A 25,026-nucleotide genomic window follows, 5' to 3' on the forward strand; every position below is an offset into this window, starting at 1 on the left:
CTATCCAAATCAGATTCTGTTTTTCGCATCAAATATCCAGTCTTCCAGTCTCGGGTGCGGTTCGCTGGCAGCCGATTGATAACGCTCATAGAGTTCAACCGCATCGGCGGGGTTACCCAGATAGATATCGAGCAGGAAGGCCAGATTGAGGATTGCAGGCGCGTAGTCCGGATCCGCCGCCAACGCAGCTCGGTAATACCGTTCCGCCTCATCGAATTCTCCAGCATTCCGGGCAATCACGCCCAGATGATTCAACGCCTGGACATGCTCAGGATTGACTGCCAGCGCGCGCTCAAACCATTGTCTCGCGCTATCGGAATCCCCTTCCCGGAAAGCGATAATGCCAAGGTTCGCCATGGGACCGGCCTTGTCCGGGTAGTCAGTAGTCAGTTGCTCCAGACGAGTCCGGGCTTCGGCAAGGTTGTCCTGCTCCATGGCCCGGACCGCTTCCCGGAATGACGCCTCGAGGACAGCCGGCTCGGCCCGAGGATCAGATTCTGGCGGCGTCGGGGCCGTGACACATCCAGACAACCCAACTAACAACCAAAGACAGAGACCACCGGACTTAATCAAGTTCATAGACAACCCCCGAGGTCACTTCTTCCTTCCGGTAGCGTCCTGGCAGCAGGACTCCCAGGGCCTCGTAGCTGCGCTTGACCCACTCATCGAAAATGCCCTCCCGGGCCCGCCGGATGTTCTGCTCGTGGATATCGATGGCGTTGTCTTCGAATGGATAGGCCTGCTCTTCCAACAAAAGCTCGTACTGGGCCAGCTCAAGCTCACTCAACCCGGTGGGCCGCTCCGAATCCATCAGATCGGCACCGAGGCGTCCATAGATATGGGCAATCTGGTATCCGGCCTCGGTTGCGAACGTCGAAAGGCCGTAACTGGCGGTTTTCTTGTAGGCATTAACTGCCCGTTCAAGCGCATCGGTCTTTGCAGCCATGCTCTCATTCAGTGGCAACGTCAGGCGAATGCTGTCATACCGGGCAAGCGCTTCGCGGGCGAGAATGGCCGAGGCTGACGCGGCAAGGTAGCGCATGCGGTCGTCCGCCGCGTCCGGATTCCGGTCCACCGTTTCCATTTGCTTGCGCAACCAGTAATCTCTTTTTACGGTGTCATCAGCTTGCTGATAGAGCTCAGCCAGCCGATTGGCCGCTTCCATGTAGACATCGGCCGGCTCGGGATGGCTGTTGGCGTAATTCCGCCAGGTATCGATGGCCTTGTCACGGTTTCCGGCCTGATCGTACAGCTCTGCTGCAATCAACAGGTTTTCTCTTCGCTCTTCCGGCGTTGTCGCCAGAGCCACCATTTGTTGCAATTCGTCGGCTGCTCGCTCCCACTGCGCCGTTTCACGATAGGCCAACGCCAGTTTTGCCGGGACCGTATCAATCAATTCGTGGTCCGGGAAAGCCCTTCGGAAACTGGTCAGCACACCAATGGCCGGTTCCCAGAGCTTGGCGGTTATCAGAAGTGAGGCGGCATCGTATTCAGCGTTTGCCCTTAGTGCGGATTCCGGAACCACAGCACCGACTCGCAGGAACTCGCTGACGGCAGCTTCCACATTACCGGCATCGGCCAACTGCTCGGCCTGCCGATAGACCGCAGCGGCCAGGTTTTCACGTACCCCGCTTCTTCGCTCATCATCCTCGGCCATGGTTGCCAGGGCATCACGGTAAGCCTGCTCCGCCTCAGCGTACCGAGCCAGTTCAGAGAGGCTGTGGCCAGAGAACAGGAAGGCTTCTGTCGTTAACTCAGCGGAAGGCGTGGGCTGCCAGGTCACAAGCCGGGCCGCCATATTGACGGTCTCTTCCCAGTTTTTCCGGTCAAACTCCCGCTGTAGTGCAATGTAATACACCGCCGGGGCCCTGGGGTCTTCGGGAAACGCATTTGCAAACCTCAGCCGATTCAACTGCTGCAGTTCCTGATAAGCCGCCTGTTCTGATACGGATAGACTGTTCCAGGTTATTGAATACTCACGGAATGCCAGAACCGACGCGTAGCCGGCTTCGGCTGCCCGCCCGGATACGGTGTCCTGCGGATAGTCATAGGCCACACGCTCGAAAGCGGCGATGGCTTCCGCCCAGTCTTCCAGCTCCAGATAGGTTTCACCCAGAAGGAACAGACGCTCCGGGGTGCGGGGATGATCCGGGAAGGTGGCGGCAAACTCGGCGTAATAACTGGCGGCTTTGCGGTAGTGATCATCGGCCTGCCGCTGATCGGAGGCCTCCCCTGCCAACAGGTACTGGCGGTCTGCCAGCTCAGGCAGGAGCCGCTCCAGCTGTTGCTCAATGAAACCCATCGCATCCGGGCCCGCTGACTGCCAGTAGTCGCTGTAAATACCGTAAAGGCTGACAAAGTCGGCCTTTCTTTCAGGGACGGTACGGGTGAAACCGGCCAATTCCAGGGTATCGATAATCCGGATGTGGTAGCGTGGCGCCCAGGGACTCGCCGGGTGGTCTTCTATGTAGGCCTCAAAGACGTCGATCGCATCACCGTATTGCTCCCGCTCCAGCAAGAGCTCGCTGTAGCGGTCATAGACCAGGATTTCATAGGGGCGCCCACCAGTCTGGCGAAACAGCGCCTGCAAGGTTTCCGCGCCATCAAGGTAAGACAAGGACAGCCCTACGACCCGGAACAGATCCTCGATCAAGGTCTGGCTCCGCCGATCCACATCTTCCACCGGTTGCCCCTCGGGCATCACCAGATCAAGCACTTCTACATAGCTGAACAGGGCTTCCTGGTATTGCGCCTGCTTGAACAGACTCCAGCCCTTCATGTAATGCGCGTTTACCAGAAACGAGGCATCGGCCATCCGCTCCTGGCTGGCGAGGGTAACCTCGTCGAATGCCTGCTCGGCTTCCCGGTATCGGCCATCGATAAACAGCAGATCGCCGCGGCGAAACTGGGCTTCTATCCAGTAGTCCGAATCGGGGTACCGCCGGACCAGGGTATCCAGAGTATCGAGTTGCTGGGGCGTCGCGCCCCGAAGCTCCCAGGCCCTGGCAAGCTGATAGTAGATCTTGTCATTGCCATCGCGCTCGGGATATTCCGACAGAAGACGCTGGTAGGCCTCGATAGCGCCCGAGAGCTCATCGACGGCGGTATCGGCCATTTTCCGCTCCGCCCGCTGGAACTCCAGATCGGCCAGCCGGTGGCGGATGGTAACCTGCTTGCGGGGATCGTCCACCAGCGGCAACAGCGCCTTGTAGCTGTCCATCACCGTTTCGATAGAGACATCATCCGCGGGGCCGCTGCCAGCCTCGATAACTTGAAACTGCCGGGTTTCCCTCTCCGGAAGCGCTGCCAGGGTGCCCTCACGGACCCTGGGCATTTCCTCATCGCCGGCCGGCATCATCGACTGTAACATCTGACAGCCACTGGCCATGACGAGGGCCCCTGCGACGACAAGGCCTCTCACGATCTTTCCAGGCATTCCGTTACTCATCACTGGCTCCTGCGCTTTGCGATGCACGGAACAGTTGGTCCGCCAACCTGGCCTGGGCATGGCGGGAAGCCACCAGATACCCATTGAGCTCCTCCTGCTGGGCGACAAGCATACTGTCTACCTGGCTCAGGAGGATTCGCCGGGCGTTGCTCAATGCAACCGCCACCTCTTGGCCAAGGGTGGCGAGTTCGCGCTCGCTGGCAGAAATGCGCCGAGCCAGTTCGGCATGGCGGTCGCCGTCGGACATCAGGGCTTCAACCTTCTGCCGCTGGGCCTGAAAGTGCTGCATTTCACGGTCCAGCTCCCGCAACTGCTTTTGTGCCGCCCAGCGATTCACGCCATAGTCATCCGCAATCCACCAGTCGAAGTAGGCACGCATTCTCCGGTAAGTCTCACGCTGGCTGGCCGTGGTGGCATCATCAGGCAAGCCCGCCAGCGTTTCTTCAACCTCATTGAGCTTGTCTCTCAGTGCTTTCTGTTCTGCGGTCATGAAGAATTGAACGTCTTCTTCAGCCAACGCAGTGGCGATCGTTTCCCTGAATTCCTCATGCAACGTCTGCCACTGGTCCGCCTGCTGGTTTTCGAGCGCCCGACGGGTTTCCGCAATCCGCACCTGACGCTGTTGTTCGCGGGTTTCCAGCATGATCCGGAAGGATTCAAACCGGGACTGCCGCTCGGCGATAAAGGATTGCATTTGGTAGAGCTCGTTCAATTCTGCAAGCGCCTGCTGAAAAGTCTCCGAAGCCAGCACTTCGGCCATGCCGAAATCGGAAGGCTGGACCCGCAAACGGCCGTAGGAATCCGTGAGAATCCCGTCGCTGTCACGAGTAAAGTCGAGCTGCGCCATCAGGCTCTGTTCACTGAGCTCATTGCGGATATTGTCCAGCTCCTTTATACGGGCCTGGTAGAGGTCCGCTGCCTGTTTGAAGGCTGACAGTGCTCGTTGCGGTCTGCTCATCTGCTCAAGAACATAGGCCCGGGCAAACGGAACCTGCTGTCGCCAGGGCAAAAACAGATTCCTGTTTGACAGCGTATCAAGCGCATCAAGTGCCCGATCCGGCCTGCCCTGCCCGGCCGCCGCTACGGCATAGTCGAAAAGGGCCTGGTCAGCGAATACGCCATTCAGCGGCATGTCGCCAAGGATCTCAAGCGCCGCGTCGAACCGGTCATCCCTGAGGTAAAGCCGGGCAAGTGACAGTCGGGCCCTGTCCAACAGGCCTTCGCGTTCGGCCTCTGGTTTGGCGGAATCGGCAGATTGTTGAATGATGGCGATGAGTGTCTGCAGTTCAGCCTCGGCTGTCGCGACGTCTCCCGCGTCCAGAGCGGCGACGGCTGAATTGTATTGCAGGTAAAGGGACCAGATGTCCGTGTCTTCCAGTTGTTCCTTCAGCGACGTCAGCTTCGATTCGTCTTCGATCCTCGAAGACATCATGGCCACTCGTGCTCGCAGATAAACCCACTCCCGATAGAGGTCATGGTTGGCCTCAGCGAGTGCCTCGGCATCCACGCGCTCGAGATTCTCACCGGCCAGCTCACGATTACCTTCCAGGAAAAACACCTTGCCCAGATAGAACCAGGCCTGATTGCGAACATCCGGCGAAAGTGTGCTACCCGTGCCGTCACTACCGAGCAGTTCCGTGAACAATTTGCTGGCCTCACGGGTCATGCCCCAGGACAACATCAGCCCACCCTCTACCAAAGCCGGGTGATCACCATGTCCTTCGATACCGCCTTGCTCACGGGCAACCGCCAGCTGGGTCAGAGCCTCAAAGACATTGCCCTGATGATACTCATACAGAGCCCAACCGTACCGAAGGTCCTTCGCCCGCTCAGGTCGGGGCTCATCGGCCTGGGCCGGAGCAACCATAGTCAGCCATAACAAAGCGCCGGTAAACAATACCGAAAGCGTTCGAAATGGCTTGATCACTGTCAATCCCACGGCGCGGCTTACTCCCACTCCACGATGGAAACTGAAGGCTGATAATCGGAAGAGCGATCCTCAACACGGATCTCCAGTGCAGCTGTGCCGGTGCCCTTCTCGAATTCCAGCGACGCTGCCTGTTTGTAAGGCCGCTGATCCGGCCCGATGCCCTCGACGAACGCCGTCACCTGATGGGCTCCGGTCTTCAGGTTGCCCACGTAAAGCCTCTGCATACCGCCGCGTTCAAGTGCTTTCGCCTGACGCTCGGTATAGAGATGAGAGGCAACGATCTCGTCATCAACCTTCAGCTTGACCGCATCCAGCTTCAGAAACTTGCCAGCATCCACGCTGACAAACACCGCAACCTGGGTGCTGGCCGGAAACAGCAGGTCCTCCTCAAGGATAAACAGGTCCCGGTTAAGCCGGATAACCTTCTTCTTGAGGGCCTCGACCTGCTCGGCGACCGCGGTCTCATCCTTCTCCTCCCCGGGATTGGACTGGGCGAAGGCAGGGGCTGTCAGGGCGAGGGTCAATGCCGCTAACAGCGCCGGAAATCGGGAGTTCAAGCAAGTGGCCATGGTCGTTCTTCCTGCATGCTCAGTATTCAAGAATCAATGACGCCCGGGTTACATAGGCATCGAAGGAGTAAAGGGGTTCTTCGCCGGGGAGATAGTTTCCGGCCGCAGTGACATCCCGGAAGTTGTCATAATCAAAATTCAGCCAGTCCACCAACAGACTGAACTGCAGACGATCAATGCCCGGAAGCGACGTCTGTTTCCATTCGTACACCGCGCCTACTGCCAGGGTTGTCCCTGAAAGCGAGCTGAGTTCCTTGTCCCGGGCAAGATGGGTCTGGGAGTTCTCGAACGGGAAAAGATCGCTGTAAAAATCCGCCTCGTTCTGGGTGTAGTAGCGGACGGAACCTTCAAGGGTCCAGTGCTGGTTCAACCCGTGCACGTAACCCAGTTCCATGGTATGGGCGTTAATACCCCAGGTATCTGAAAAATAGCGGTATTCACCGCGTATTGAGGCGCGATACGGCAGATAGTAAAGCGCTCGCACAGCCACGGAGGTACTGGTTCGGGTTTCCGGATACCGTTCCGGTTGAGTCAGGAACTCCACTGGATTGTCGGGATTAATGTAGCGGTTCACACGATACGGGTTTTGCAGATAACCCTCGTCTGTGACCACTTCGAGGTCCAGGCCTACCAGACTGTTACGGGTAACGACCTGGCTGAGGCCCAGCTGGTAGTTACGACGATCGGCTTCCTCGCTGAAGGAATCATTACCAACCCGACCCACTTCGTCCCAGCCACTGGCATAGCCCATGGTCACCGTGGACATGCCTCCGAAGAATTCCTGGCTCACCGAAAAATAGAGGGTATTGGCTTCGTAATCATTTTCCGTACTGTTGGTATAACCCAGACTCAGAATGGCCTTGTCGTGCAGGTAATCCACACCCACGGTGTATTCTGTGCGCTCCTCCTCGTAGGCACTGGCTGTCGCCAATACATCCACCGAGGCAGCAGACACAGAATCCACGTAATACTGACCGGAAAATGAGACCTGGGGGCCAATCCCTTTGCGGACCAGCACCGACGGGCCATCAATCACCATGCCGCCACCATCGTAACGATGATAGAGCACGTCTACTTTGTCCACGGGTAAGGTCGCCGCTGTGGCGGACTGAACCGTGAGTAACACCATCAGGGCCGTCAGACTGAGAGCAGCAACCCGAAATCTGTCAGTTACAGCCACAGCCACCCCCTGAACCGCCTTCAGCACCGCGAGCGGATTCTCTGGCCTGATAGACGTGATGCATGTAGGCGTCAGCCGTGCCATGCCTGCTCAGACTCATGACCGGATCCGCCAGGTTGTCACGCTCGTAGGGTTTCACCCAGGGTTTTACCGAGCTGCAGCCGGTCGACATAAACAGCAGTGCAACCAGAGACAGGGACGACAGGATCGACAAAATTCGCATAGCGGGCACCGTCCAGAAGTTACTCGCGCACCAGTTCGCGAATCTGTTGCTCGTATTCATCCTCGTAACCTGGCTGGTAGCCGTAGTGCAGATATCGGGCATTGCCGTTCCGGTCAATCATCACCGTCGTTGGCATGGCCTGAACCTCATACAGTTCACTGACCGAGCTCTCCGGATCGTAAAGAATCGGATAGTTGACCGGCACCTTGTCGAGGAAACGGAGGGCTTCGTCCCGGTTCTCATCCACGTTCACCGCCAGAATGGTGAAACCGAGATCCTTGTACTGGCTGTATAGCTCGTCCATCAGGGGCATTTCCTGACGGCAGGGCCCACACCAGGAAGCCCAGAAGTTGAGCATAACGACCTCTCCCCGATGATCCTCCAGCCGCAGGTTTTCCCCGGAGCGGCTTTCCAGGGTAAAGTCTGGCGCCGGTATGTTAATGGCCTCAGCCGCGGCCAAGGGGCTCGCGCAGGCCAGTACACCCGTCAATGCCAGTCTTGCTATGGATGCTCTCACAGCCATTCCTCCTTAATTTCAGAAAAACACAGACAACCCGGTACTGACCTCGGTATTGACGGAGGTCTTCTCTTCCCCAAGCACATCAATGTCGTAAAAGTGTTGCCGTACACCAAAATGCACCGACACGCTGTCGGTCAATAGAACCTGATAGCCGGCACCCGCATTCAGGGTGAAACGGGTATCGCCGGCAAACTCCGTGGCCCCTGCCCCGGCAATCAGATAGAAGTTGGTGTTGAAGGCGTAATTCTCTGTGAGGAACGCCTCACCCGGCAGCACGTTGTACCCCAGGTTGATGTTGTAGTAGCTATAGTCCCGCTCACTGTCGGTCAGCACCTCCACATCTCCGGCCAGCTTCTCGAAACTGGTCTCGCCGCCTTCTGCAAAGCCGACACCTGCTTCGAAAAAGAACGATTCGCTCAGGTGGTATGTCAGCTTGCCGCCGTACAACAGGGACGATTCAAAATCCTCAATGTTCAGCACACCCACAAATGCCCCGATCTCGAAGTTCTCGGTATCGATCAGGGCTTCGGTAACCGGCACCGGCGTCACATCGGGCTCGATCAGCGGGCGGTCTTCCTGCGCCTGTCCTGCCGCTGCGGTGCAAAGGCCTGCCGCAAGGCACAGCGGTTTCAGAAAAAGATGCTTAGTCCGATTTTCCATTCTGTCGCTTCTTCGTTGGTGGACCGGGTCGTGAAGACTTTGTAGTCCTTCACCTCGGCACGGATGAAATATCGATCAGTGATGTAGGCCCTGATTCCAAGGCCGGCATGGCCGATGCTGTTATCACGTTCCTCCGGCTGGGCGAGAGACGCTTTCGGCTCAACCCAGATATGGCCAATCCCCAGAGTGAAAAAAGGCGATATCCGCCAGTGCGGAAATGGCTGATGCACCAGATTGCCATTAACCATCCGAATCTCGGAGGCACTGCCGAGAATCTGAGACCCCCACAGCTCTGCAGACAGATTCCGGGTCAGCCAAAGACCTCCATAGCCAGCCATCACGGCAGCACCGTCAAACTCGCCCATCATCAAACCGGCTTCTGCCCGTCGCTTCCCGAACGAATCCAGGTCAGGAACCTGTAGGCTCACGGTCTCTCCCGTGACATCCACGGTTTGAGCCAGGTCCGCCACCGACACCCAGCCCTCCCTGCCTCGGGAGTCCATCACCTTGATCCAGCTGGTCTTGCGCTGAAGGATGGTCAGCCACTCGCCTTTCTCACTTGTATGGAACACCGGGTATCCGGATGCCGGGCCCGTCCTCCAGGACAGATAGGCTTCGGTTACCTGCACCCGGGCCACGTCCTGGCCCTCAGAGCCCCATAACCAACCGGCCCAACTCTGGGAAGGGAGCAAGAGTAAAATCATGAGAATGGCGATGGGCATGGCGCGAGCTTGAGTCCTTGGATCAGTCTTCCGGGGCATCGAAGGGGTTGTTGTAGTACTGGCCACCAATATCCAGCCATTCTGAAACCAGCCTCAGTTCGGAAGGCTTCAGAAAACCTTCATGGCTGCCACCGGCTCCGAACACATCAAAGAATCGACTGAACCGAGCGCCATTGACAGACATGGATGGCCGAACCGGCACGGTGACCATGATCGGTTGCTCGTTCCCATCAGCATCAAGGATCGGATTGCCCTCTTCATCCCTCAGCACCTCCCCGGAATCCACCAGCACATCCACGAGGGCGCCGTTCATCAACGCCTGCTCGTTGTCCGGATAGAGGAGTTCGCGATAAGAATTGAAGTGCAGCGGCTCTGCAGGTGACGGGCCATCGCCCAGATCCAGTTGCCCGGCGGGGACCTGAGCAGCGCCTGCTGCATCAGCGGTAGTGTGGCAGCCGGTACAGGTGGAATCAGAAATGACGTCCATGGTGACAGGGTCCACTTCCTGCCGGAGCTTACCCCAAAGTGGATGGATATGCTGTTCGTAGTTAATCACAATACGGCAGTTGGGCGACCACTCGCCAGCACAGACACCGGAAATGGGCGGAGCCGTGTCCAGGTCACCGTAAGCGTACGCGAAACTCGCGCCCAATGGCGCCACATTCGGGTCGGTCCATTCATCTTCGTACACAAGATCCGGTGACGGTCGGCGAATGCCGTTGATTCGGCCATAGACCTCGGCCATGGTTTCGCCCATGTCGGCAAACAGTGCAGGATTGGTGTTCGGAAATGGCCGGCCAGTGGTTGGCGCCCCGGCCCAGGCGGGCGCGGGGCCAGCATCGGTGCGGCCATGAGGAGCGGAGCTATCCGGATTGTGGCAACCTGAACACTCCCGGGTCTCGCCAGGGCGCACGGACAGCCAGTTCTCATGCCTTGGCCCGAGTCTTCGTCCCTGCCCGTCCAGCACGCTGATCGCAAAGGAAACATTGGCAGGGACCGCCACTTTCACCGAGCCATCCGGCTCAACCGGCACATAACCGAGGATCTCACGCATTAGCTGGCCACGGCTTCGCCCGTAAGCGCTGTTGTCGAAATCCCGTACGTCGTCATCGGGTATCGCCACGGGCTTCTCAAGGCGCAGGAATCTTGCTGGCCGCTGCTCCGGGGGCGTTTGCACCGGATTGGCCATGGCGGGGATGCCGGCTGACGTGGTGTCCGAGCCGTCCAGATCGTAAACACTGCGAATGTGCAGAATTCCGTAGCCGTCATCCGCCAACGCGCCAGCTTCGCCGGGGAACTGGGCCTCTGGAATAAAACGTTCCAGTGGGCGACTTCGCATCAGCAAGGCCTCGTCAAACTGGACGCCTTCTACCGCAGTCACAATCGGACGGCGGGTGCTTTCAGCCGCATCCAGAAGCCAGAGCCCATAGACCGGAGGGGCCGGACGATATTGGTCAGAAGCCAGTCGATCTTCCGTACAATTTACAATGCGATCGGTCGTAACTTCCCGCAATCGGCAAGGAGTCCAGCTGACAAGGTAACGGCCGGAGCCATCCAGTAGCGGCGACGCAAACCCGTAGCGCCCGTCAAGAGACAACTCGCCATTCAGGCGAATGCCCGGAATCAATGGGCGTTGTCCCACAGCCTCAGTGCCATCGACGCGAAGATTGGCCTCAACAAAGCTTTCAACATCAATTTCTGCCAGCACCGACGCATAGTCGTCGCTTTCAAAGGGGCGCAGCTGAACCAGCAGGTTGCCTGAATCCAGTGTCTGAGGCCGCAGGAACTGGATGTCGCCGGCTTCCAAAATGGACTCATGGGAATGCCGGCCGTAAAGGTAGCTCAACCCGGTACCGTCAGGATTGACGCGATAAAGGTTCACACCATTGTTTCGAGTCTGACCGGCATTATCCCAACGACTGAAAATGATGGTGCCATCGCCCATAACCACGGGGTCCAGGTCATGGCTCTGGTTAAAGGTGATCTGCTCGATATTGCGGCCATCCTCATCCATGACATGAAGCAGAAACGCCGGACTGTCCAGTTCCTCGTCCAGGCCGGAATACTGAGGCTTGCCCTCATCCAGCAGAATCGCCTTGGATACGCGCTGGCGTGTGGATGAGAAAACAATCCGGCCGTCAGGCAGATAAGCCGGCGCCACGTCCTGACCCGCGCGGGCGGTCACATCCGAATCAATAATACGGCGAAGCGATGCCGCGGTCCGATCGTATTCCCAGATATTCCAGGTGGGCTGTTCGTCATCGTCGGCACCCTCTATCTCTGGGGCACGCAAGGCAAACAGTAACCGGTTTCCATCCTGGGACACGTGAAGATCTTTGACATCGTAGCCCCCCTGTCCAGGGGCACCACCAGAAAATGCAGCAGAGGATATATCCTTTGCCGAAGAACGTGCTGCGGCGCTGGACTTCAGAAGAAGGCGGGCGCCTGGCCTGAACTCTGCGGGGTTCGCAAGGTCATCCTCAACCAGCGAGCCGGTGTTTTCATTGAATACAAGTTGCCGTTTTATGTAGGCAACCGGCTCCTCGACCACAACCGGATCAGCCTTCTGGCTGTCACCGCCAGACAGGCATCCTGTCAGCGACAGTGCACCGATACAGGCCAGCAACCGACCACGGTGATAGCGAGCAGAGAGAACCGATGACGTGACTTCCAATGTAACAAACCCTGTGGTGGATGACATTCCATGACATAAATTAAGTCGGTTCGAACCTGTCACTCCAAAGCTTTTACGTAACGCAATGTAATAACGTGGCCTGGGACTCAATTTTTAAGATATAGCAAGTCGTAAACTTTTAACAATTGTCAAAAAGCATTAATGTGCGGATGCTAACCATCATTGAGGGATACGGACATGACCGCCCGGAACAGGATGACAAGCCTGATGACCATGGCTTGCAGTATCATCGTTCTTTCAGGAATGGTGTCCAGCCTGGCTGAGGCAGGCGCCAGGGAACAGGCCAAACAGATACACGACCGTATTGCGGGCGTTCCACCGTCCGAGAGCGTCCTCCAGTCGATGGCCGACCTGATACCTTCCAATCCCGAAGGCGCTGCGTTCATTGCCATGGAAGATCCCGCCTTTTACGATGTCACGCTCAAGAACTTTGCTGCGCCATGGACCAACGAGGCCATGTCCAAGTTCGTGCCTCTCAACGATTACATTGCCACCGTTGTCGGCATGGTTCGTGACGACCAGGATTTTCGGAAGATCCTTTTTGAAGACGTGCTCTACATTGGCGATCCGTCTCTCGGTTTACCGCCCTACTCTGTGAGCAACAACAACCATTACTCAGAACTGGAATCCCGGGGCATCAGCCTGCGCGATAACCTGATTCGGGTCAGCCAGTCCAGCTATAACGGACTACCCTCGTCGGCCACGGCCGGCGTGATCACCTCCCGTGCCTCTGCCCGAGCATTCTTCAGCGCGGGCACCAACCGCGCCATGTTCCGGTTTACCCTGATCAACCACATGTGCAACGACCTGGAGCAGGTCGCTGACGTTACCCTGCCCACCGACCGTATTCGGCAGGATGTCTCTCGCAGCCCCGGCGGAGACAGCCGGGTTTTTCTCAATAACTGCGTAGGCTGCCACACCGGCATGGATCCGATGACACAGGCCTTTGCCTATTACGACTACCGGTATGACCAGAACAACGACCCCGACGGTGAATTGGGGCGGTTGGTCTACAACGCCGTCGGCACGACAGATCCGGTAACCGGAACCCGGGTTCAGAGCAAATATCACATCAATTCGGCGACGTTTGAGCAGGGTTATGTCACACCTGACGACCGCTGGGACAATTACTGGCGCCAGGGTGCCAATCGACGCCTTGGTTGGGATCCGACCTTGCCCGGCTCCGGCAACGGCGCCAAAAGCCTGGGTCGGGAATTCGCCCACTCCCAGGCCTTCGCCCAGTGTCAGGTGAAGAAAGTCTTCGAGAACGTTTGCCTGCGCCCACCCTCGGACAGTGATGACCGGGCCAAGGTCAACAGTATGGTTGTCAGCTTCGCGAACCAGGGCTACAACCTGAAGCAGGTGTTCGCTGAATCCGCTGTTTACTGCATGGGGGAGTAACAGATGATGACACTGCGAGCACACACACCGGCGCAAGCCCTGAAATCGGTACTCGTTGTTGTGGGAGCCACCCTGCTGCTGGCGGCCTGTGGCGGAGAGTCTACAGAATCTCTTCCCAACACCTCCGGCAACTCAGGCGGCATTGTCTACAGTGGTCCGGCCCCGGCAACCGAGGATGTGTCCAATTTCAAACGCAGCGTTTGGGACAATCTGGTTACCCAGGATAAATGCGGGTCCTGCCACGGGGCCGATGGTCAGTCGCCCACCTTTGTTAATGAGCAGGACGTCAACAGCGCCTATTCCCAGGCAAAGAAGATTGTAAATCTCTCGGATCCGTCTGACTCCCTGATGGTAACCAAAGTGGCAGGTGGCCATAACTGCTGGTTATCCAGCAACTCTGCCTGCGCCGACATCCTGACAACCTACATCACAAACTGGGCAGGCGGTGGAGGTTCGGCCAAAACCGTCGAGTTACGTGCACCGGCCCTGAAAGATCCGGGGGCCACCATTTCTCTGCCGGCCGAGCCCGGCCTGTTCGCCACCACAGTGTATCCGGTGCTCGAACAGTACTGCAGCGAGTGCCATAGCGATGGTGGTCAGACACCCTATATTGCCAGTGCCGATGTAAACACCGCCTACGACCAGGCCCGAAGCCGCATTGATGCCACGGTGCCCGCCGACTCTCGCCTGGTACAGCGGCTGCGCTTTGACTTCCATAATTGCTGGGATAACGACTGCGTAGCCTCGGCCAACCTGATGGAAATGAAGATTCTGGAAATGGTCAAGGACCTGAGCGCAACGCCTGTCGACCCTGCTCTGGTGGTCAGCAAGGCGGTTGAGCTCAGTGCCGACGGCCTGCTGGCCAACTCCGGCGGTCGCTATGAAGACAATGTCATTGCCCTGTACGAATTCAAAGCGGGTGAAGGGCAAACTGCATTTGACACCAGCGGTATTGAGCCACCGCTCAATCTAACGCTCAGCGGCAACGTTGACTGGGTTGGCGGCTGGGGCATTGACCTTGGCCCCGCAGGAGAAAACAGCGAAGGATTCATGGTGCCTGCCGGCAAGGCCCAGGGCAGCACCTCGGCAAGCCGAAAACTCCACACCCAACTGACCACCTCCGGTGAATACAGCATCGAAGCCTGGGTAGCTCCCGGGAATATCACCCAGGAAGACGCCCGCATCGTCACCTATTCCGGTTCCGCGACCACACGCAATGTAACCCTGAGCCAGTCGCTCCAGCGTTACGAAGTACTGCATCGCTCCACCACCAGCGACGAGAACAGCGCCTTTGCAACTCAGGATGCCGATATGCTGTTGCAAGCAACCTTGCAGCATGTGGTGGTTAATTACAGCCCGACGACCGGTCGACAGATCTTTGTCAATGGCGAGTTTTCGGGCGTCCTTGATCCTGACGAGGGCGGACTTCTAACCGAGTGGGACGACAGCTTTGCCCTGGTGCTGGGTAATGAAACCGACGGTAATTCCCCGTGGCAGGGGGCCATCCGTATGGTGGCCATTCACAACCGTGCATTGACACCCCGGCAGATTCAGGCCAACTTTGAAGTAGGTGTAGGCCAGAAGTTCTATCTGCTGTTCGGGGTCTCCCACCTGATTGACCTGCCACAGAGCTTTATCGTCTTTGAAGTCAGCCAGTTCGACAGCTACGCCTACCGATTCACCAGTCCGTTTTTCATCAGCCTGGATGACAGCGTCGAGCCCTCGAATATCCCGCTCAGGGGAATGCGTTTGGGTATCAACGGCAAAGAAGCCACTGTCGGGCAAGCCTGGGCCAACCTTGATGTCCTGCTGGATGCAGACCTCTACCAGCCAGGCATCGGCCAGCCACTGTCCCCTCTGGGCACCATTATTGCGCTTGAAGGCGGCCCCGGAATTGACGAGTTCTTCCTGACCTTTGATCAGATTGGCAGCAACCAGTTTGCCCGGACCGAGCCCGCGCCCCTGCCGCAGCCCGAGCCGGCAGACCTTCCGGCGTCACCGGAAATCGGTCTGAAAACCTTTGATGAAATCAATGCCTCCATGGCCCGAATGACCGGCGTTGCCACCACGCATCCGGATGTAAGTGCCACCTACAATACCGTGAAGCAACAACTGCCCACGGTGGAGAATATTCAGGGGTTCCTGTCGTCGCACCAGATGGCGGTTACGCAATTGGCTATCCAGTATTGCGATGCGTTGATAGAGAACAACGAGCTCCGATCAACTATGTTCCCTGGCTTTAACTTTTCTGCTCCGGCCGAAAGCGCTTTTGATCATGGCGGCAACAGCTTGATTACAAGCTCCCTGATGACCCATTTCGTGGGAGATAATCTGGCTTCCCAACCGAGCGACAATGAGATCCAGACAGAGCTGTATGCACTCATCAATAAGTTGAAGGCCTGTGGTGGTAATGCTTGTGAAGATGACCGCACCAAGACGATTGTCAAGGCAAGTTGTGCCGCTGTTCTTGGCAGCGCCACCACATTGGTTCAGTAAAGGAAGCCGATCATGTTTATACGCAAATCCCGGAAAAAACCTTTGGCAAACGGCAGCCCCCTCCTCCACCAGGATCATGGCAAGCCGCGGACCAGACGCGAGTTTATTTCCCAAGGACTGATGGCAGGTTCGGCCACCCTGTTCGGCGCCTCGGTCTTCAGCCTGTTCGCCAATCCACGTCAGGCAGCCGCAGCGCTGTCGTCCGATCTCGAGAATCTGAAAGAAAGCTGCGGTATCGCCGTGTCCGGTGCCGGAAAGATACCCTTCATCTGCTTTGATCTGGCCGGCGGCGCCAACATCGCGGGCTCCAACGTACTCATGGGCAAAGCGGGTGGTCAGATGGACTTTCTAACCACTGCGGGATACAACAAACTCGGGCTTCCGGGTGACATGCTGCCTTCTGACCCAGCCTTCGTAAACGAGGAGCTTGGCCTGGCGTTTCATTCCGATAGTGGTTTTCTGAGAGGTATTATGCAAAGCACCAGTGCCAGCACACGCGCAGGCGTGGATGGCGCTATCATCGCCGCTCGCTCAGAAAACGATACTGGCAACAATCCACACAACCCGATGTATGGAATCTACAAAGCCGGCGCCAACGGAGAGTTACTTACGTTAATAGGCTCCCAGAGCTCGGAATCCGGGGGCAACTCCATGGCGCCGATGAACCTGATAGACCCCGAAGTGAGGCCCACCAAGGTAGACCGCCCATCTGATGCCTCGGGCCTGGTAGACGTAGGCGATTTGATCGGAATTCTTGATCCCTCCGATGCTGTGGCCGTCATGGAGTCTATCTACCAGATCAGCGACGCCAAAATGAAAAAAGTGAACGCTGGGATCACCACAGATGAGGTGGTCAAAAAGCTGGTGAAGTGCGGGTATCTCAAGAGTGCAGACCTCGCAGACCGTTATGGCAAAGAGGCAAACCCTCTTGATCCAATGGCCGATCCCGACATCGTTGGCCCGGCCGGTATTTTCTCAAGCTCGGAATTCAACGGGAATCGGGAATTCCAGAAAACAGCCTCTGTGATGAAACTGGTGCTTAACGGCTACGCTGGTGCAGGTACTATCACCATGGGTGGATACGACTACCACACTGGTGAGCGAGGCACGGGAGAGCGGCGGGACGAACAGGCAGGCCGCTGCATGGGGGCATGTCTCGAATACGCTGCACGAATTGGAACGCCGCTGATGCTGTATGTATTCAGCGACGGCTCGGTTTCCAGCAATGGTCGAATTGATGACTCCCTGGAAGGCAGAGGCAAAGGTGAATGGACTGGTGACAACCAACAAACGGCTGCCTCGTTCTTCCTCATCTACGATCCAAAGGGCCGCCCTACCCCGATTAGAAGGCAAATCGGCTCCATGCGTCCAGATGCATCCGTTGACACAGGTTCCAGCCCGGCCGCCAACAACGTCAACCAGTTGGTTCAAACGGTGCTTTTGAACTACATGGCACTGCATGGCGAACAGGGTGATTTTGGCGCTCGCTTTACCGGCCACGGCCTGGGCAACAGCACCATGCAGGACAGCCTGATTGCGTTCTCCAATGTGGTCAACGGCACCATCAACGGCTGACAGCAGGGACGTTGCCTCTACTACGGCTCTGGGGGAACCAGCCCTTCTGACACATGCATCATGCGTTTGTCGTCGATCACAACCACATCGATCGCCGGCAAGCGCTCCACCATCTTGAGGCCTTTCTCAGGGCCCAGAACAAAAACCGCGGTGGACAAGCCATCGGTGGTCAATGCATCGTCACCAATAATCGTAACGCTCTGTACTCCCTTCACCGAACGGCCAGTGCTCGGTGACAGTATGTGGTGCACGCGCTCACCGGCGTCATCAACAAAAAAGCGCTCGTAGTCGCCGGATGTGGATACCGCAACATCCGCCAAAGGCAACACCACCGCGTTGTCATTGCCAGACCGGGGATCCCGGATACCCACATACCACGGGCGCCCCCGCTTGTCCCCCAGCAGACGCATATCACCGCCAGCACTCAACCGGGCGTGGCGTATGCCGTGGGCTTCAAGCACTTCAATACCCAGATCGACAGCGTAACCTTTAGCAATGCCGCCCAGGTCCACCAGCATTCCCGGCTGGCGAAACGCCACCGTTTGCCCGGATACATCCAGTACGACATCGCGGAAGTTTACCCGCGTGAGCCCGGTCGCTACCTGTTCATCCGTTGGCTGCTTGCCGGCCCGAAAGTCATAGAGGTAACCCACCGAGCCAAAGGTGACATCGAATGCCCCCTCACTCAGCTCGGACACCTCACGGGCTTTCTGAAGCACCTTAAACAGACCATCACTGACGTTAACCGGGCCTTTTCCAGCCTCCTGGTTCAGCGCTGATAATTCAGAATCTGCCCGGTACCGGCTCATTTGGGTATCGACATGGTGAAATACATCGAATACCTCACGGGCCACCACATCGGCGGTCACGCTTTCATCAGCCCAGAACTCAAGCTCAACGGGCGTTGTCATTGCCGTGTCGGAGTATCGGTGCCACTCGGCACTGGCCGGAATCGCCACCAGCAATGCGAGCAATGCCATGAGCACCACCGACAGGCTTTCAGTCGAGCGCGAATAGGTCATTCTTCTCAATGTTTCCCTGCCTTATAGCAACGGTTGTGTGATCGAACGCTCGTCCTACAAATTGTTACCGGAACTTCAACTTTAGTCCCATTGTTGGCCGGACAGTATCGGCTGACACTTGAGTTGCCCAATAAACAATCAAAATAACTGTTTGCAACGCAGCCATACCAGCTGTGCTGCCGTTACGGAGGCCAACGTAAATGAGACCAAGGAACGCGCTGATCTTTGCGACTGTCCTGCTATTATCCAGCACGACCGTCCTCGCCGATACCCTCAAGATAGGTTTGAATTACCCCCAGACCGGAAGATACAAGGACCAGGGCCTTCAACAACGGCTTGGCGCCTATCTGGCGGTAGATGAAATCAACCAGGCAGGCGGTGTTATGGGCCAGCCCCTCGAACTGGTGATTCGCAATACCCGTGGAGAACCAGACCAGGGCGCCAGAAATACCGCCGAACTGATTGACCGCGAGGGCGCGCAGATGGTTTTCGGTGGCGTCTCCAGCGCCGTCGCTATTGCTTCCGGCAAAGCCGCCAGGGATCGTAACCGAATCTACTTCGGCACCCTGACCTACTCCAATGCCACCACCGGCGCCGAGGGGCATCGATATATGTTCCGGGAGCCCTACAACGCCTGGATGACGGCCAAGGCACTGAGCCAGTATCTCAATCGTAACCACGCCGACCAGAAGTTTTTCTACATCACCTCAGACTACACCTGGGGATGGTCCGTGGAAGAATCGGTACGAAAGTTTTCCAACACCGAAAACACCGACGTGCACCAGGGTGTAAAAACCCCCTTCCCCCGGGCGCTGATCAATGATTTCCGCGCAGCGCTGGAACAGGCCCAGGAGAGCGATGCCAAGGTATTGATGATGGTATTGTTCGGCGATGACATGGTCCGGGCTCTGAACCTGGCCTATGAAATGGGTTTGACGGAAAAAATGCAGATCGTTGTGCCCAACCTGACACTGGGGATGGTCAGACAGGTTGGCCCGACCATCATGGAAGGTGTTGTTGGTGCCGCCCCCTGGGTCTGGAACCTGCCCTACGAGAACAACTACCAGCGCGGTAAAGACTTTGTTGAGGCCTTCTCAGACCGCTATGAAATGCGCCCTTCATCATCCGCGGCCTCGGCCTACAGCATTGTTTACCAGTACAAGGATGCTGTCGAACGGGCCGGCAGCACCAACACAGACGCCGTTATCCGGGCCCTTGAGGGGCATCGCTACAGCTTCCTGAAAGATGAACAGTACTGGCGCGAGTTCGACCACCAGAATGTCCAGACCGTCTACGTGGTCCGGATCAAACCTCGTGAAACCGTGGTGGCAGACCAGTTCAGCTCTGATTACTTCGAGATCATCGACTTCCTGCCCGGTGATGAAGCCGCACAAACCCGCGAAGAGTGGGAGCAACGCCGCAAAGAGGCAGGTAAGCCCACCCGCCTGTGACAGGGTCGCTTTACCGGACCAGGCAGTTTCCTGATAATCGTTCCATGACAGGCGTTATGTGCGATTATCAGGAGCACTCAGGCAGTGGCAAATAACAAAGGACTGGTTTCAGGCAACTCTCACACTCCCCCCACGCAATGCGATGTTCTGGTGGTCGGGGGCGGCGTAAACGGCACCGGAATTGCCATGGACGCCGCAGGCCGGGGGCTTCGGGTTGTTCTGTGTGAGATGAACGATCTTGCCTCTGCCACTTCGTCCAGCAGCAGCAAACTTATCCACGGCGGTCTGCGCTATCTTGAGCATTACGAATTCCGGCTGGTCAGGGAAGCACTCGGTGAACGGGAGGCCCTGCTACGAAACGCCCCCCACATCATGTGGCCGATGCGTTTTCGCCTGCCCCATCAGCCCCACCTGCGACCAGCGTGGATGATCCGTACCGGCCTTTTCCTCTACGATCATCTGGCCAAGCGCGAACTGCTGCCCGGCTCCCGGTCTATTACCTTTGGCCCGGACTCGCCCCTGAAACCAGACATCAGCCGTGGATTCGAGTATTCGGATGGCTGGGTTGATGATGCCCGGCTGGTGGTACTGTCTGCTCGCAAGGCCGCTGAAAAAGGCGCAACCGTATTGACCCGCACCCGCTGTAGCCGCGCCGAGCGCCGTAACGGGCAATGGCACGCCACCCTGGACGATCACCACCGGGACAAGCAGTACAACATCCGCGCCAAGGTGGTCGTTAACGCCACCGGCCCCTGGGTCAGCAGCCTGTTCGGTGAAAGCCTGTCTATGCCAGCTCCCAAGCAGATCCGCATGGTCAAGGGCAGCCACATCGTGGTACCCAGGCTCAATCAGGATACCGAAGCCTATATTCTTCAGAATCAGGACGAGCGCATTGTTTTCGTGATCCCCTACGAGGACCGCTTCTCCCTGATCGGCACCACCGATGTCGATTACGTGGGCGATCCGTCGCAGGCACGGATTTCCCCAGAGGAAACCGACTATCTGCTGTCGATCGTCAACCAGTATTTCCGCCGGCAACTGTCCGCCAACGATGTAGTCTGGAGTTACTCCGGTGTTCGGCCGCTGATGGACGACGAGGGTGGCACCGCACAGTCTGCCTCTCGCGACTACTCATTCGAGGTTGATGATGAGGACTCGCTGCCCCCTTTGATCTCGGTGTTCGGGGGCAAGATCACCACCTACCGGAAGCTCGCCGAAGCTGTGACCGATCAGGTCAGTCGCTATTTTCCCGGTGCCGGCCGGTCCTGGACCCGAACGGCCGTGCTGCCCGGCGGGGACTTCAACACTCAGGAGCAACTGGCCACCGAACTCGCGGCCGATTTCCCCTGGCTGGACGATGCTGTGATCCATCGGTTTGTGCGAAGCTATGGCACCAGCAGCTACCACATTCTGGAAGGTTGTCAGAACATGGCCGATCTCGGCCACTGGTTTACCGATACCCTGTCTCGTCGCGAGGTGGATTATCTGATGACCCACGAATGGGCGATCACACCAGAGGACCTGCTCTGGCGGCGAACCAAACAGGGCCTGTACATTAACCCGGAACAATACAGCGAGCTATCTGAGTATATGGCCCGGAGTGGCCAGGTCAGTCCAGAATGCTAGCAACTCTGGCCTGAATGGCCGGCACCACTTCCGCTTCAAACCAGGGATTCTTTCGCAACCAGAGGTTATTGCGGGGGCTGGGATGGGGCATCGGAATGACATCAGGCCAGAATTGTTGCCACTGCCGCACATTCTCGGTAACCGCACGCCTTGCGCCGGGAATATGCCAGGCATGAGCATATTGACCGATCAGCAAGGTCAGGCGAATCTCCGGCAAGCGGTCGAGCAACGCCTGGCGCCAGGCCGGAGCGCACTCGGGGCGTGGAGGAAGGTCTCCGGATTTACCGGTGCCCGGATAACAGAATCCCATGGGCAGAATGGCGAGTTTCTGTTCATCGTAAAAGGTGTCGCGGGTAATGCCCATCCATTGGCGCAGCCGGTCGCCACTGGGGTCGTTAAACGGCAGACCGGTTTCGTGTACCCGTCGACCCGGCGCCTGCCCGACCACGAGAATGCGGGAGGATTCACTAAGCTGAATGACCGGCCTCGGCTCGTGGGGCAGATCGCCTGCACAAATCTGACAGGCACGAACACGCCGAACCAGCTCATCAAAGGACAGGTTTATCAAAGAATCGGTCATACCTCGGAATTTCCTAACGCTTCGGCAGCTCCCAGTAAACCAGTATAGGGCTCTGTCACCACGTAAACCGGTGTAAATTCCATTAGCGGACGCATCCGCCCCTTGGCTACAAAGGCTTCACGGAACGGGCTCTCAAGAAAAAAGTCGAGAAATCCTGGCAGCATACCGCCACACAGATACACGCCGCCCAGACTCCCCAGCGTCAGCGCCGAATTGCCTGCGGTTCGCCCAAGCATTTCGCAGAAATGCCGAAGGACTTCCCCGGCCAAGGCATCGGAGGCGTCCACAGCGGCGGCTGTAATCTTCTCCGGAGCATCGAGCGGGGCCGCCACGCCACGGATTTCGGCATGGGCCTGATACAGGTTCAGCAAACCCGGGCCGCACAGAATCCGCTCGACCGACACCCGCCCAAACCGGGACCGGAGAAGGCGCAACACGTCCATTTCCGTGTCATCGGTGGGCGCAAAATCCACATGGCCCCCTTCAGTCACCAAAGGCACCCAGCCATTTCGAATCGGAACCAGACCGGAAACGCCCAGCCCCGTTCCCGGGCCCATCACCAGTTTCGGCCGGCCAGGGTCTCCCGGGCCGCCACAAACGTGCACCAGATTGGCGTCCGATACATGGGGCACGCCCAGCGCCGTGGCTGTAAAATCATTGATGACCTTGAAGGCCGACCAGCCAAAGACCTGTCGCACCGCCTCAATATCAAAGCGCCAGTGGTTGTTGGTCATTGTCACCCGGGTACCGCGCAAGGGGGAGGCCACGGCCAGACAGGCCTGCCTGACCGACGCCACACCTACACGTTTCAGATAGGTGACCACCGCCTGATCCAGGTTCTCGTAATCACGGCAGTGCAAAACTTCAATAGCTTTTGGCTCTATACTGCCCTGCCCCACCAGAGCAAAGCGTGCATTGGTTCCCCCAATGTCCCCCACCAGAGAATAGTGTTCTGCCGTCATGCCTCGTGGTTCCAGAAAAAACTGGCACCTTGTTCAGGGTTGCTTACCGAACGACGGAACCAACCAAACAGCTCCCGCCCGTAGCCCGTATGATAGCCGGACAAATCCATCGTTGCAGGCCTGCGGGCGGCCAGCACGTCATCCTCTACCCTGATGCTGAGGGTTCCGTTGCGGGCATCCAGGATAACAGTATCCCCGTCTTCAACTCGGGCCAAAGGTCCGCCATCTAACGCTTCGGGGTATACGTGGATGGCGGCAGGTACTTTCCCGGAAGCGCCAGACATCCGGCCATCCGTCACCAGGCCCACTTTGTAGCCCCTGTCCTGCAACACCGCCAGATAAGGGGTGAGCTTGTGTAGCTCGGGCATACCATTGGCACGGGGTCCTTGAAATCGCACAACTACCACGCAATCCCGATTCAGCTCTCCGGCCTCGAAGGCCGCCTTGAGCTCGTTCTGATCGTTGAATACCACGGCCGGGGCCTCAATGGTATGGTGCTCAGGCGCGACTGCCGAGACCTTGATCACGCCCCTGCCCAGATTGCCCTCCAGCACCCTGAGCCCACCATCCGGCGCAAAAGGCTCGGCCACACCACGGAGTACCTCCGGCATGGCACTTTGCTCAGCTGCAGGCTTCCAGGCGGGCTTACCATCGTCGAGTTCCGGCATGCGGGCGTACTGCTCCAAGCCTGGGCCCATCACTGTGTGCACGTCGTTATGCAGGTATCCGCCAGCAAGCAGTTCGCGGATCAGGAACGGCGTACCACCCGCCTCGTGGAAGGCATTCACATCCTCCTGGCCATTGGGATAGATACGGGTCAACGAGGGCACAACCGCAGAAAGCTCGGCATAGTCATTCCAGTCAATGATGATGCCGGCAGCGCGGGCGATGGCTATCCAGTGAATGGTGTGGTTGGTTGAGCCGCCCGTTACCAGCAGGGCCACCAGAGCATTGACGATGCTCTTTTCGTCTACCATATCGCCCAGCCCCAGATCTCCACCGTTAGGTTTCGATAACCGGATCACCTGTTCCGTCGCTGCCCTGGTCAGCGCATCACGCAGCGGTGTGCCTGGATTCACAAAGGCGGCACCCGGCAAGTGCAGCCCCATCACCTCAACCAACAGCTGGTTGCTGTTGGCGGTGCCATAAAAGGTACAGGTACCGGGACTGTGGTATGACTTGCTCTCGGCTTCCAGCAACTCCTCTTTGCCAATCCTGCCTTCAGCATAGAGCTGACGGATGCGCTGCTTCTCTTTGTTGGGCAATCCGGACGGCATGGGGCCGGCGGGTACCAGTATGGTCGGCAGATAGCCAAAACTCAGCGATCCGATGAGCAGCCCCGGAACAATCTTGTCGCAGATCCCCAACAACAGCGTGGCATCAAACATGTTGTGGCTGAGAGCAACCGCCGTGCCCATGGCGATCGTGTCCCGGGAGAACAGGCTGAGCTCCATGCCAGGCTGCCCCTGGGTCACGCCATCACACATGGCGGGTGTGCCCCCGGCAACCTGGGCCACCGACCCCATACCATGGGCCGCCTCGCGGATGATATCGGGGAACTGTTGGTAGGGTTGATGAGCCGAAAGCATATCGTTGTAGGCCGTTACGATTGCCACGTTGGCCTTGTTCATCAACTTGAGCGTGTTCTTATCCGCCTGATTACAGGCGGCAAAGCCGTGGGCAAGGTTGCCACAGGACAGCGTGCCCCGTTGGGGGGAGTTCTTTTTCAGCGCCGCCATACGACGGAGGTACTCTTGCCGCGTGGCTTGACTTCGGGCCACAATTCTCTGAGTAACCTTCACTATGGTTGGATGCATCCTGCAGCCTCCTCTACGGATTCACTCGAACATAGAACAAAGAATAGTAAAAAACGCTTCAAAACATAGACACAGCAAAAAATTATCGCCATTATTTTGGTAACTTTACTACATATCACGAAAGCAGGCACCGGGAGCCCTCGAACATC

General features: G+C 57.6%; 19 protein-coding genes. 5 read left to right on the forward strand and 14 right to left on the reverse strand.

Annotation, left to right across the window (positions count from 1 at the left end; genetic code table 11):
• Nucleotides 1-9: 9 nt before the first annotated feature.
• Genes ACAM27_RS12995 through ACAM27_RS13040 form a run of 10 tightly spaced genes read right to left on the reverse strand, consistent with a single transcriptional unit; the run spans nt 10 to nt 11,953 of the window.
• On the reverse strand, nt 10-579 hold the full coding sequence (locus tag ACAM27_RS12995; RefSeq protein ID WP_014421179.1) for a tetratricopeptide repeat protein: 570 nt from the start codon (nt 577-579) through the stop codon (nt 10-12).
• Nucleotides 566-3,448, reverse strand: a complete 2,883-nt coding sequence (locus ACAM27_RS13000; RefSeq protein WP_369612100.1) for a tetratricopeptide repeat protein — start codon at nt 3,446-3,448, stop codon at nt 566-568. Before ACAM27_RS13000 ends, ACAM27_RS12995 begins: the two co-directional genes overlap by 14 nt.
• Nucleotides 3,441-5,375 (reverse strand): hypothetical protein, encoded by a 1,935-nt coding sequence (locus ACAM27_RS13005; protein ID WP_369612101.1) that lies wholly within the window; start codon nt 5,373-5,375, stop codon nt 3,441-3,443. The genes ACAM27_RS13000 and ACAM27_RS13005 overlap by 8 nt, the downstream gene beginning before the upstream one ends.
• 20 nt (nt 5,376-5,395) lie before the next feature.
• Nucleotides 5,396-5,947, reverse strand: a complete 552-nt coding sequence (locus ACAM27_RS13010; protein ID WP_369612102.1) for an AraC family transcriptional regulator — start codon at nt 5,945-5,947, stop codon at nt 5,396-5,398.
• A gap of 19 nt (nt 5,948-5,966) precedes the next feature.
• Nucleotides 5,967-7,127, reverse strand: a complete 1,161-nt coding sequence (locus ACAM27_RS13015) for a DUF3570 domain-containing protein (RefSeq protein WP_374730288.1) — start codon at nt 7,125-7,127, stop codon at nt 5,967-5,969.
• Nucleotides 7,114-7,350 (reverse strand): DUF4266 domain-containing protein, encoded by a 237-nt coding sequence (locus ACAM27_RS13020; protein WP_222180059.1) that lies wholly within the window; start codon nt 7,348-7,350, stop codon nt 7,114-7,116. Before ACAM27_RS13020 ends, ACAM27_RS13015 begins: the two co-directional genes overlap by 14 nt.
• A gap of 19 nt (nt 7,351-7,369) precedes the next feature.
• The gene (locus tag ACAM27_RS13025; RefSeq protein ID WP_278803373.1) at nt 7,370-7,873 is read right to left on the reverse strand and encodes a TlpA disulfide reductase family protein; all 504 of its coding nucleotides are present in this window, start codon (nt 7,871-7,873) and stop codon (nt 7,370-7,372) included.
• Between the two features lie 12 nt (nt 7,874-7,885).
• The gene (locus ACAM27_RS13030; protein ID WP_014421172.1) at nt 7,886-8,530 is read right to left on the reverse strand and encodes an outer membrane beta-barrel domain-containing protein; all 645 of its coding nucleotides are present in this window, start codon (nt 8,528-8,530) and stop codon (nt 7,886-7,888) included.
• On the reverse strand, nt 8,500-9,252 hold the full coding sequence (locus tag ACAM27_RS13035) for an SH3 domain-containing protein (RefSeq protein ID WP_369612103.1): 753 nt from the start codon (nt 9,250-9,252) through the stop codon (nt 8,500-8,502). Before ACAM27_RS13035 ends, ACAM27_RS13030 begins: the two co-directional genes overlap by 31 nt.
• A 22-nt stretch (nt 9,253-9,274) precedes the next feature.
• On the reverse strand, nt 9,275-11,953 hold the full coding sequence (locus tag ACAM27_RS13040) for a hypothetical protein (protein WP_369612104.1): 2,679 nt from the start codon (nt 11,951-11,953) through the stop codon (nt 9,275-9,277).
• A gap of 201 nt (nt 11,954-12,154) precedes the next feature.
• On the opposite strand from ACAM27_RS13040, the gene ACAM27_RS13045 reads away from it, so the two are divergent.
• From ACAM27_RS13045 to ACAM27_RS13055, 3 genes are all read left to right on the forward strand, one after another.
• Nucleotides 12,155-13,348, forward strand: coding sequence for a hypothetical protein (locus tag ACAM27_RS13045; protein WP_227548969.1), 1,194 nt, complete (start codon nt 12,155-12,157; stop codon nt 13,346-13,348).
• Nucleotides 13,349-13,351: 3 nt separating this feature from the next.
• Nucleotides 13,352-15,844: a LamG domain-containing protein gene (locus ACAM27_RS13050; RefSeq protein WP_369612105.1), complete on the forward strand. Its 2,493-nt coding sequence runs from the start codon at nt 13,352-13,354 to the stop codon at nt 15,842-15,844.
• A 120-nt stretch (nt 15,845-15,964) separates the two neighbouring features.
• Nucleotides 15,965-17,419 carry a general secretion pathway protein GspF gene (locus tag ACAM27_RS13055; protein ID WP_228198054.1) on the forward strand — a complete coding sequence of 485 codons (1,455 nt, stop codon included), beginning with the start codon at nt 15,965-15,967 and terminating at the stop codon, nt 17,417-17,419.
• A 20-nt stretch (nt 17,420-17,439) separates the two neighbouring features.
• Here ACAM27_RS13055 and ACAM27_RS13060 read toward each other — a convergent pair whose 3' ends face one another.
• The gene (locus ACAM27_RS13060; protein WP_369612106.1) at nt 17,440-18,441 is read right to left on the reverse strand and encodes an FAD:protein FMN transferase; all 1,002 of its coding nucleotides are present in this window, start codon (nt 18,439-18,441) and stop codon (nt 17,440-17,442) included.
• 200 nt (nt 18,442-18,641) lie between these two features.
• Between ACAM27_RS13060 and ACAM27_RS13065 the strand changes: the two genes are divergently transcribed.
• Together ACAM27_RS13065 and glpD are read left to right on the forward strand one after the other, a co-directional pair.
• Nucleotides 18,642-19,892: a substrate-binding protein gene (locus ACAM27_RS13065; protein ID WP_011785305.1), complete on the forward strand. Its 1,251-nt coding sequence runs from the start codon at nt 18,642-18,644 to the stop codon at nt 19,890-19,892.
• An 84-nt stretch (nt 19,893-19,976) separates the two neighbouring features.
• Nucleotides 19,977-21,518, forward strand: coding sequence for a glycerol-3-phosphate dehydrogenase (glpD, locus tag ACAM27_RS13070; RefSeq protein WP_369612107.1), 1,542 nt, complete (start codon nt 19,977-19,979; stop codon nt 21,516-21,518).
• Here the strand turns inward: glpD and ACAM27_RS13075 are convergent.
• Genes ACAM27_RS13075 through edd form a run of 3 tightly spaced genes read right to left on the reverse strand, consistent with a single transcriptional unit; the run spans nt 21,502 to nt 24,877 of the window.
• Nucleotides 21,502-22,098: a uracil-DNA glycosylase family protein gene (locus ACAM27_RS13075; RefSeq protein ID WP_011785307.1), complete on the reverse strand. Its 597-nt coding sequence runs from the start codon at nt 22,096-22,098 to the stop codon at nt 21,502-21,504. The genes glpD and ACAM27_RS13075 overlap by 17 nt on opposite strands.
• A complete protein-coding gene (gene glk, locus ACAM27_RS13080; RefSeq protein ID WP_369612108.1) occupies nt 22,095-23,060 on the reverse strand; it encodes a glucokinase in 966 nt (321 codons plus the stop codon). Before glk ends, ACAM27_RS13075 begins: the two co-directional genes overlap by 4 nt.
• The gene (gene edd, locus ACAM27_RS13085; protein ID WP_369612109.1) at nt 23,057-24,877 is read right to left on the reverse strand and encodes a phosphogluconate dehydratase; all 1,821 of its coding nucleotides are present in this window, start codon (nt 24,875-24,877) and stop codon (nt 23,057-23,059) included. Before edd ends, glk begins: the two co-directional genes overlap by 4 nt.
• Nucleotides 24,878-25,026: the final 149 nt, after the last annotated feature.

It is taken from the genome of Marinobacter sp. RI1 (assembly GCF_041155085.1).
Lineage (GTDB): Bacteria > Pseudomonadota > Gammaproteobacteria > Pseudomonadales > Oleiphilaceae > Marinobacter > Marinobacter nauticus.

What these genes read in the sequence shown, in the direction of transcription:
- ACAM27_RS13030 (WP_014421172.1), bottom strand. Translation starts at nt 8,530, where the DNA reads ATGGAAAATCGGACTAAGCATCTTTTTCTGAAACCGCTGTGCCTTGCG.
- ACAM27_RS13040 (WP_369612104.1), bottom strand. Translation starts at nt 11,953, where the DNA reads ATGTCATCCACCACAGGGTTTGTTACATTGGAAGTCACGTCATCGGTT.
- ACAM27_RS13025 (WP_278803373.1), bottom strand. Translation starts at nt 7,873, where the DNA reads ATGGCTGTGAGAGCATCCATAGCAAGACTGGCATTGACGGGTGTACTG.
- ACAM27_RS13035 (WP_369612103.1), bottom strand. Translation starts at nt 9,252, where the DNA reads ATGCCCATCGCCATTCTCATGATTTTACTCTTGCTCCCTTCCCAGAGT.
- edd (WP_369612109.1), bottom strand. Translation starts at nt 24,877, where the DNA reads ATGCATCCAACCATAGTGAAGGTTACTCAGAGAATTGTGGCCCGAAGT.
- ACAM27_RS13020 (WP_222180059.1), bottom strand. Translation starts at nt 7,350, where the DNA reads ATGCGAATTTTGTCGATCCTGTCGTCCCTGTCTCTGGTTGCACTGCTG.
- ACAM27_RS12995 (WP_014421179.1), bottom strand. Translation starts at nt 579, where the DNA reads ATGAACTTGATTAAGTCCGGTGGTCTCTGTCTTTGGTTGTTAGTTGGG.
- ACAM27_RS13075 (WP_011785307.1), bottom strand. Translation starts at nt 22,098, where the DNA reads ATGACCGATTCTTTGATAAACCTGTCCTTTGATGAGCTGGTTCGGCGT.
- ACAM27_RS13065 (WP_011785305.1), top strand. Translation starts at nt 18,642, where the DNA reads ATGAGACCAAGGAACGCGCTGATCTTTGCGACTGTCCTGCTATTATCC.
- ACAM27_RS13060 (WP_369612106.1), bottom strand. Translation starts at nt 18,441, where the DNA reads ATGACCTATTCGCGCTCGACTGAAAGCCTGTCGGTGGTGCTCATGGCA.
- ACAM27_RS13055 (WP_228198054.1), top strand. Translation starts at nt 15,965, where the DNA reads ATGGCAGGTTCGGCCACCCTGTTCGGCGCCTCGGTCTTCAGCCTGTTC.
- ACAM27_RS13050 (WP_369612105.1), top strand. Translation starts at nt 13,352, where the DNA reads ATGATGACACTGCGAGCACACACACCGGCGCAAGCCCTGAAATCGGTA.
- ACAM27_RS13010 (WP_369612102.1), bottom strand. Translation starts at nt 5,947, where the DNA reads ATGGCCACTTGCTTGAACTCCCGATTTCCGGCGCTGTTAGCGGCATTG.
- ACAM27_RS13045 (WP_227548969.1), top strand. Translation starts at nt 12,155, where the DNA reads ATGACCATGGCTTGCAGTATCATCGTTCTTTCAGGAATGGTGTCCAGC.
- ACAM27_RS13000 (WP_369612100.1), bottom strand. Translation starts at nt 3,448, where the DNA reads ATGAGTAACGGAATGCCTGGAAAGATCGTGAGAGGCCTTGTCGTCGCA.
- glk (WP_369612108.1), bottom strand. Translation starts at nt 23,060, where the DNA reads ATGACGGCAGAACACTATTCTCTGGTGGGGGACATTGGGGGAACCAAT.